This is a genomic window from Alteromonas sp. S005, assembly GCF_036864475.1.
Lineage (GTDB): Bacteria > Pseudomonadota > Gammaproteobacteria > Enterobacterales > Alteromonadaceae > Alteromonas.
Map to the genome: position 1 here is coordinate 1 of NZ_JAZETN010000038.1, position 2,351 is coordinate 2,351.

Genomic DNA, 2,351 nt, shown 5'->3' on the forward strand with positions numbered 1-2,351 from the left:
GTGAGCGTCCGGTAACCCCCACATTCAATTCATAAATTAGCTACGGCATGGTGTTCTCTTTTTGATAAGGAGAATGACCATGCAGCAATATCAACGAAGAGAAGTGCAAGACTGGCTCAATCTATTTGAGCAACAAAAACAGAGCGGACTCACTGCGGTAGAGTTTTGTCGTCAGCAGCAGATTAACGTTCAAACTTACTATACCCGACGTCGCGATATTCGGCTTCAACGAACAAGTAGCAAGTTTGTTCAGGTGAAGCGTGAAGTTACGAAGGTTGAATCCTATACCGAGGAAATGGGTGACGACCTCCTTCTGAAATTGGGAAACGCTCAACTTAGCGTGCCATCCAATATTAGCACTCACTGGGTTGCCGCTGTGATGAAGGCATTGGCCGAATGAAGATGTTCGTAGAGCCTGCCGACATTTACCTATACATGGATATCGTCGACTTCCGCAAATCGATTAATGGCTTAATTGTCGTGGTTGAGCAGGATATGAACCTGAATCCGTTTCGCGATGCAATGTTCGTCTTCTGCAACAAAAAGCGCGATAAGGTCAAAATACTCTATTGGGATAAAACGGGCTTCGCACTCTGGTATAAACGCCTCGAAAAACATCGCTTTAAATGGCCTGTCGATGCGAACTTAAAACAGATGCATATGAGTGAACAACAACTACAATGGCTGTTATCGGGCTACGATGTCATAGGGCATCAGCCGTTGCACTACAACGCATCCGGCTTATAACCTGTGATCATAAGTAGCGATTAACGATCACGAAATAGTCTTAATAATGTAAGGTAATCAGCAGCTTAATACGGGATAATAGCGGTATGAACGAGAAAGAATACCAATCCCGCATCGCTGAACTTGAAGCGCTTCTTGAAGAGAAGAGCGCGCGGATTGCCTATTTAGAAGAACAGTTCCGTGTTGCCCAGCACAAGCAGTTCGGAAAAAGCACCGAAGGCCACCCTGGGCAAGGTGAGTTGTTCAATGAAGCGGAAGAACTGGTTGTTGAATCTGAAACAACTGAAGAAGCGATTAGCTATACCCGCAAAAAGCCTGTACGTAAACCGCTACCGAAAGACCTGCCTCGCGAAGTTATTGTTCACGATATTAGCGACGAAGGCAAAGTCTGTGAATGTTGTGCCAGTGAGTTACATCTCATAGGTGAAGATAAGTCAGAGAAGCTTCAGTTTATCCCCGCTCAGGTTAAAGTGATTGAGCATGTTCGCCCTAAATATGCGTGCCGTACCTGTGAAAAGGACGGTATCAGCAACACGATTAAACAAGCCCCCGTACCTCACAGCGTGATTCCAAAAGGCTACGCAACGCCAAGCTTGTTAAGTCAAATCATCACCAGCAAATACCAGTATGGGTTACCGCTTTATCGACAAGAAGCGATGTTCAAACAGCACGGTATTGAATTAAGCCGTAAGACGATGGCGGACTGGATAATCCGCTGTGCTGAGTTGTTTAAACCGCTTTATGGGCAGCTTCATCAACATCTGTTAAAGCAGCCTGTTATCGCGGCGGATGAAACCACGCTGAAAGTCGTTGAGTCTGAAAAAGCGAACAGCTATATGTGGTTGTACGCCAGTGGTGCTGACTCGCCTGCGGGGAATATACCTGGTACAAAGACACCTAATATCGTGCTGTACGACTATCACAATAGTCGCGCTGGGCAATGCGCCGTAGACTTCCTTGATGGCTATAACGGCTACCTGCAAGTAGACGGCTATCAAGGCTATGAGCAAACGCAAGCCACACTCATCGGCTGTTGGGCACATGCACGGCGCAAGTTTATGGAAGCGAAGAAAGGCGCAGGTAAAAAAGGCAGTGGCAAAGCGGATTGGGCACTGAATCACATCCAGAAACTCTACCGAATAGAAACACAGTTAAAAGATAAAACGGTGGAGGTGCGCTACCTTACCAGACAAGAAAAGAGCCTGCCGTTGCTCAATCAGCTTCACGCATGGCTAATGAAATCAGTTCAACAAGTGTTACCGAAAACCAAATTAGGCGAAGCGATACAATACTGCTTGAACCAATGGGAAAAGCTGACGCGTTACACACTCGACGGCCAACTAAATATCGATAATAATCGCGCTGAGCGCGCGATTAAACCGTTCGTCATAGGCAGAAAGAACTGGCTGTTTAGCCAAACCGCTACAGGCGCAAATGCCAGTGCAGTGCTCTACAGCATCATTGAAACGGCAAAGTCCAACGACCTCAATGTGTTCGAGTATGTGATGACTTGCCTTGATGAACTCAGCAAGCCTGACGTCGGTGTTGAGCAACTGCTACCATGGTTATTTGCTAAGCGCTAGGTGGGATTACCGGACGCTTAC

At 46.7% G+C, this 2,351-nt stretch carries 3 protein-coding genes; all 3 read left to right on the forward strand.

Annotation, left to right across the window (positions count from 1 at the left end; all coding sequences use genetic code 11):
• Nucleotides 1-79 precede the first annotated feature (79 nt).
• The 3 genes from tnpA to tnpC all read left to right on the forward strand — a co-directional run bounded on the left by tnpA (nucleotide 80) and on the right by tnpC (nucleotide 2,330).
• Nucleotides 80-400, forward strand: coding sequence for an IS66 family insertion sequence element accessory protein TnpA (gene tnpA, locus V7R55_RS19405; RefSeq protein ID WP_334061004.1), 321 nt, complete (start codon nucleotides 80-82; stop codon nucleotides 398-400).
• Entirely contained in the window at nucleotides 397-747 is a 351-nt protein-coding gene (tnpB, locus tag V7R55_RS19410) for an IS66 family insertion sequence element accessory protein TnpB (RefSeq protein WP_334061005.1), read from the forward strand. The genes tnpA and tnpB overlap by 4 nt, the downstream gene beginning before the upstream one ends.
• A gap of 86 nt (nucleotides 748-833) precedes the next feature.
• On the forward strand, nucleotides 834-2,330 hold the full coding sequence (gene tnpC / locus V7R55_RS19415; RefSeq protein ID WP_334061007.1) for an IS66 family transposase: 1,497 nt from the start codon (nucleotides 834-836) through the stop codon (nucleotides 2,328-2,330).
• Nucleotides 2,331-2,351: the final 21 nt, after the last annotated feature.

Coding starts and splice junctions, on each gene's coding strand:
- tnpA (WP_334061004.1), top strand. CDS start 80: ATGCAGCAATATCAACGAAGAGAAGTGCAAGACTGGCTCAATCTATTT.
- tnpB (WP_334061005.1), top strand. CDS start 397: ATGAAGATGTTCGTAGAGCCTGCCGACATTTACCTATACATGGATATC.
- tnpC (WP_334061007.1), top strand. CDS start 834: ATGAACGAGAAAGAATACCAATCCCGCATCGCTGAACTTGAAGCGCTT.